The following is a 5,721-nucleotide window of genomic DNA, read 5'->3' on the forward strand; positions in this document are numbered from 1 at the left end:
CAGTTTTGTATACTGGTTGGGCTAATTTGATACTCTTCGGCTAACTCCCGAAAGCTGTAGCCTTCGTCAAGTTTGCTAAGAATCATTTGTCGGTAGTCTTTTGAATATGCCATAAGTTTTAGTGTACCACTTTATTCGTTCTTTGACTATAACAGCTCAGCCATAACCATATGCTCATCAGCGCTTAGCTTGCCACTTGATTGATACTTATCTTTTAGGGCGATGTATTTATCAATAGCAGGCTGTTTTTCACGTTCGGTGGCGTACTCTCTGTGCGCCTCATCAATAGCCATAAGTGCAGAGTTACATCCACTAATACTTAGTTTTGACAAAATTAATGTCGATAATAAAAATTTCTTTTTCATAGTTTTTCTTTATAGGTGGTCGTTATAGTTTTTTTAATTTATTTGGATAGATTTTAAATTGAATTAACTTTTTAAATGTTGCCCCAACTTTAAAGTAGTTGCTAACTGATAAGCGGTCTGAGCCACATTAGGATAGGCTGCATCTAGAATATTATCTAGCTTATCAAGTTTTTGAATGCTAGGTACGGCAATATCAAATGGCGAATTATCAAAGCAGTTTTCAGTGCTTATATCACGGTCTACACTTCCACATATAGCGATAACAGGGAGCTCTAGGTTAATGGCTTTGGCGCGTAATGCTACTCCATTGGCTACTTTACCCATAGCCGTTTGGGCATCAAGCTTGCCTTCTCCGGTAATGACCAAGTCGGCTTTGGCTAAGTGCTTGTCTAGTGCTACCATTTCAGCAATGGTATCAAATCCTGATTTTAACTCAGCTTGGCAATAAGCCATTAAGGCAAAGCCTAAACCACCTGCTGCACCGGCACCTTCAACAGAACTACAACAGTCGTCACTGACATTATGAGCATGGGTCACAGCAGCAAAGTGAGCCAGCGCTTTATCTAAAATAAGCACCTCATCGGAGGTTGCTCCTTTTTGGGGGCTAAAGACATGACTGGCGCCAGTAGGGCCGCATAACGGGCTGGTTACATCGCAGGCTACGGTAATTTTTATACCAGACAAGAGATTCTGAAGGGTTTGATGCTCAATACTATGTAGCTGACTGAGGTTACTGCCACCCGGCTTTAGTGCAGTGCCGGTAGCGTCTTGTAATTTAACTCCCAATGCTTGAAGCATGCCAGCGCCCGCATCATTGGTGGCGCTACCGCCTAGGCCAATGAGCATTTGTGTTGCGCCTTTAGCAATGGCATCAGCAATCATCTCACCCACGCCAAAAGTATTGGCAATTAGGGGGTTAAGTTCATCTGACTTTAATAAGTGCAGGCCACAAGCCTCAGCAATTTCAATTACAGCCACACCCTCTGCGGTAAGAAAATACTTTGCAGTAATCCGGCGCATTAAAGGGTCATGTACTTTAATCTGTTGCCAGTGACCGTCTAACACATAAGATAAGACACTTGAGGTGCCTTCACCGCCATCAGCGAGGGGCAGTAAAGTGTAGTTAGCCTCCGGATAGACTTGGCTGAAGCCTTGTTTAATAGCATTGCAGACGTCGATGGCTTCGAGGCTTTCCTTAAATGAGTCTGGTGCGATTAGGATATTCATATTTATTCAACCATTCACAGCATATTATTAAGAGGTCAGATTATAAGAAAACAAGAGTCAATAACCAGATAAAGATAATACTGGTGACCCCTTGAATACCTGTTGCCACAGAGTGGGTTTTATAGGCTTGAGACACACTCATACGGCTAAACTGGCTGACAATCCAGAAGAAGCTGTCATTGGCATGAGAGATCGTCATCGCACCAGCACCAATGGCCATGACCACGAAGACTCTACCCAATTCACTATCCAAGCCAATTTGACTCAGTAACGGAGCCACCATGGCCGAGGTGGTTACCAATGCTACGGTGGTTGAGCCTTGGGCTGTTTTTAATGCCGCAGAGACTACAAATGGCATGAATATACCCAAGCCTAGACCTGAGAGTGTAGTGCCTAAATAGTCACCAATGGGTGTCACTTTCAACATAGCGCCAAAAGCGCCACCAGCGCCAGTAATTAATAAAATAGGAGCGGCCACTACCAGACCTTCTGAAATAGAAGTGCTGACTCTTTGTGTTTTATTGTCGCCCTTAATCAGTAAAAACGATAAAAATAGACCAATTAATAGAGCAGTTAATGGATTGCCTAAAAAGATAATAATATCAATTAAAGTGCCATCGCCTAATGGTTTGCTTGGGATGTTAGCCACTGATGACAAGCAAATTAAAATAATGGGTACGATAATCGGTAAGAAGGCCATCAATGCTGAAGGCATATAAGGATAATCAGCCCGAGTTTTTTGATTTTCAGGCAGTATTGAATCGAGAGCATCTACTGTATTAGTATTATCAGGCTCTACATTTAAAAACCGATTGGACCACCACCAGCCAGCCATAACCGCCACAAAGGTCACGACCACTCCGACCATAATGACCAAACCTAGGTTGTTTTCTAAGCCTAAGTTACCGGCTGCTGCAATAGGACCTGGGGTGGGAGGCACAAAGGTATGGGTGGCATAAAGTCCGGTCGCTAGCGCCACACTCATTGCCACACTAGATACCTTCATGCTCTTCGCCAGTGATTCTTTTAAAGAGTTTAGAATCACAAAACCTGAGTCACAAAAAACAGGAATAGAAACCACCGCACCAACTATAGACATGGTCAAAGTGGGAAAGCGTTTTCCAATCAGCTTAATCACCGATTCAGCCATAACGATGGCCGCGCCTGTTTTCTCCAAAATTAAACCAATAATCGTCCCAAAAACGATAACTAGGCCAATATAGCCCAAGATGCCGCCAAAGCCATCGGAGATAATCTTAGCCACATCGGCAATAGGTACTTGGTAAAATAAAGCCACCAAAAATGCCGACAAAATCAGCACTAAAAAGGGATGCCATTTTAATTTTGCGGTGGTAAAAATAATAAAAATAATGGTCAGTAGTAACCAAATGACGGTCATGGTATTCCCCAAGAAGTGACAGGCTGGTGCAGCTATCTAACCAGCTATTTTGTCGATTTTTGTTTCAATATTAATAAAAATTAGTGGCTTAATATTTTTAATGGGTGTTAGTGGTTTATTCAGCTTCATTATCGATATTGTCGCTTTCTGCTTCATCCACATCATCAGAGTCAGTCACTACTTCTTCACTTTCGCTATCAGCATCTTCATCAAAAGCAGCATCAAGCGCTTGTTGCACCGCTTCGATACGGGCTTGGCACACTTTATAAGCAGCTATAGATTGCTCAACGGTATCCATTAAATTATCAATGTCTGGCTCATTTGAGCTTTGTAGTTCTTCGGCATTGGTCTTTAGAATTTGATAAGCAGCTTTAAAGGTTTTTGGTGCTGTCTTTTTGCGGGTACGTGTGGCCATAATATAATCCTTATAATAATTAAATTAATTGTGAGATATAAAGGTTAGGCTAATAAAGTAGGGAGTAAAATCAAAAAACACAGGGTTTAGCTTTGTTCAGAATCAGAGTCAGTGTGAGAATGAGAGGTTACGTTATAGACCACTGCGTTTAACTCACCATCACTCATAGCCACTTTAATGAAGTCGCCTTTTTCAATACTTTTAACCGAGTTTAGATATTTATCCTCTGAGTTTTGAATAAAGGCATACCCTTGATCAAGCAGGCGGGCAGGGCTTTGAATCAACACCACTTGTTGATAATAGCGCACTTGTTTTTCGATATCGTTTACCAACTTTTGACTGTTGGCTTTGGTGCTGTGATGCAGAGAGTCAATGGCATCAGTAGCTCTTGATAACTCGTTATAACTCATTTGGCGAATGCGCTGCATGTTACTTTCGGCAGTTAGCGTGACTTCACGCAATTCAAATTTAGCATGTTGTTTAATGCTATTAAAATGACGATCGGTTAGATGTTGCCAGTGCTGTAAGTTATGCTGGCTTAAGCTTTGAATAGTTGAAAATTGACGCTCAGTGGACATGGCAGTCTGAGTCAATTGTTGTTGACTTAATCGTTGAATTGCATCGGCATAACCTTGAGTGCGCTGCATGAGGCTGGCAAGGTGATTAACGATACCGGCGATAACCTTTGAGGGGGTATCAAAGCTGGTGTGCGCCACCTCATCCAAAATGACCGAATCCCGTTCATGACCTATACCTACCCAAACTGGAACAGGTTGCTCAGCGACCAAAGCCGCCAACTCATAATCATTTAAGTAAGCTAAATCCCCAACCGCACCACCACCACGAATAATGACTATCACATCTGGGTCACGATCATATTGCTTCCTAAAGGTGAGCATACCTTTGGTAATGGCATGACGAATCTCTTTGGGAGCGTGATTGCCTTGGAAGGTGGCGTAATGATAATGGAAGTGACAGGCATTGGTGCGATGCAGTTTATCCGCATCGGCTCGGAAATCACCAAGTCCAGCTGCTTTTTCTGGGGCAATAACCAATACATGCTCAATATCAAATGGGGCAGGGATTTGTTTGTTTAAGTTAAGTAGCCCTTCACCGCTTAAGCGCTCTAGTATGGCTGCATATTGACGCGCCAAATCGCCTAAGGTGTAGCTGGGATCAATATCATTGATGGCTAGAGAGAAGCCGTATAGAGGATGGAAGCTTGCGGTGACATTTAGCAGTACGGTGACATCACGCTCCAGTTTCATGCCGGTGGCGTGTTCAAATTTAGTAAGTACACGAGCGGCTTTAAAGCGCCATAGGTTACCACGGCAACTGGCTATGACTTTACCGTCATCATCTTTTTCTGCCAATTCAAAATAGTAATGGCCGCCTTTGCTAGACAGATTGCGAATCTCGGCTTTCACCCAGACACTGTGGCGAAAAGTCTCTTTAACAACCAGCTCAACTGCAGCTAAGTAATCACTTAATCTGAGAACGGTATTTTCAAGCTCATCATCAATGGAATCAGTAAAGTCGTCTGCATCGAAACTATCGACATCAAAGTCGCTATCCTGTGAGGATAAAGTATCAAGGCGAGACAAATCTGGCTTAGGCATAGTTATCAGTCTTAAATTTAAGTTTTATACTTTTTAATGTATAACAAGAAGAGGTTAAAAATAGGGCTACAATAGCATAGCACTTAAGCGGAGCTTTTAAAAAGGCGTTATTTAAGCATACCTGTACTAAAAACAATAGCCCGTTAAATACGATAACCCATCAGGTTAGCCTAGCTTTAAAATCGCTCAAAGTAATACTTTTCTTTACATATCTGTTTGAGTTGATTATGATTATTCCCGTTCAAAACTGATACCACGCTTAGACCATCTAAGTTTACCGGCCTATGTCAATAACTCAAATAATGGACTATTCAATAACTCAAATAATGGACTATTCAATGACCAATCACTACACCTCCGCCCCTCAAGCTTATAACTTCCCTTTAACTATTAAGCAATTATTAAACCGCACAAAAGCCACGTCCATGCATGAAGAAATTTTTTATTACCAGTCGCCGTAAAACCACCCACTTCAGGGCATAGGTATCTACACAATTTATCATTGAGCATAAATTTGATAAAATAGCGCAGTATGGCATAGATAAAATGGAGCTAGATACGAGGCTCATCAAACGATATCAACAACTCGTACACAATCACACTCACCCAAACGGTTATCTACATGCTGGTATGAAAGCAACTATAGATACTAAAAGCAGTTTTGCTCAGACCCAAGCGTTATGGCGATTTGTGCAT

5 protein-coding genes are annotated in these 5,721 nt (G+C 42.0%); all 5 read right to left on the minus strand.

Annotation, left to right across the window (positions count from 1 at the left end; genetic code table 11):
• Positions 1-146: 146 nt before the first annotated feature.
• Entirely contained in the window at positions 147-365 is a 219-nt protein-coding gene (locus tag A1019T_RS12235; RefSeq protein WP_077451949.1) for a hypothetical protein, read from the minus strand.
• A gap of 63 nt (positions 366-428) precedes the next feature.
• Positions 429-1,592: a glycerate kinase gene (locus tag A1019T_RS12240; RefSeq protein ID WP_077451951.1), complete on the minus strand. Its 1,164-nt coding sequence runs from the start codon at positions 1,590-1,592 to the stop codon at positions 429-431.
• A gap of 40 nt (positions 1,593-1,632) precedes the next feature.
• A complete protein-coding gene (locus A1019T_RS12245) occupies positions 1,633-2,991 on the minus strand; it encodes a GntP family permease (RefSeq protein ID WP_077451953.1) in 1,359 nt (452 codons plus the stop codon).
• A 115-nt stretch (positions 2,992-3,106) separates the two neighbouring features.
• Positions 3,107-3,406 (minus strand): exodeoxyribonuclease VII small subunit, encoded by a 300-nt coding sequence (xseB, locus tag A1019T_RS12250; RefSeq protein WP_077451955.1) that lies wholly within the window; start codon positions 3,404-3,406, stop codon positions 3,107-3,109.
• Between the two features lie 86 nt (positions 3,407-3,492).
• The gene (gene xseA, locus A1019T_RS12255; RefSeq protein ID WP_077451957.1) at positions 3,493-5,025 is read right to left on the minus strand and encodes an exodeoxyribonuclease VII large subunit; all 1,533 of its coding nucleotides are present in this window, start codon (positions 5,023-5,025) and stop codon (positions 3,493-3,495) included.
• Positions 5,026-5,721 lie beyond the last annotated feature (696 nt).

The organism is Psychrobacter piechaudii (assembly GCF_900162825.1).
In the GTDB taxonomy this organism is placed as follows: domain Bacteria; phylum Pseudomonadota; class Gammaproteobacteria; order Pseudomonadales; family Moraxellaceae; genus Psychrobacter; species Psychrobacter piechaudii.

Coding starts and splice junctions, on each gene's coding strand:
- xseB (WP_077451955.1), bottom strand. CDS start 3,406: ATGGCCACACGTACCCGCAAAAAGACAGCACCAAAAACCTTTAAAGCT.
- A1019T_RS12235 (WP_077451949.1), bottom strand. CDS start 365: ATGAAAAAGAAATTTTTATTATCGACATTAATTTTGTCAAAACTAAGT.
- xseA (WP_077451957.1), bottom strand. CDS start 5,025: ATGCCTAAGCCAGATTTGTCTCGCCTTGATACTTTATCCTCACAGGAT.
- A1019T_RS12240 (WP_077451951.1), bottom strand. CDS start 1,592: ATGAATATCCTAATCGCACCAGACTCATTTAAGGAAAGCCTCGAAGCC.
- A1019T_RS12245 (WP_077451953.1), bottom strand. CDS start 2,991: ATGACCGTCATTTGGTTACTACTGACCATTATTTTTATTATTTTTACC.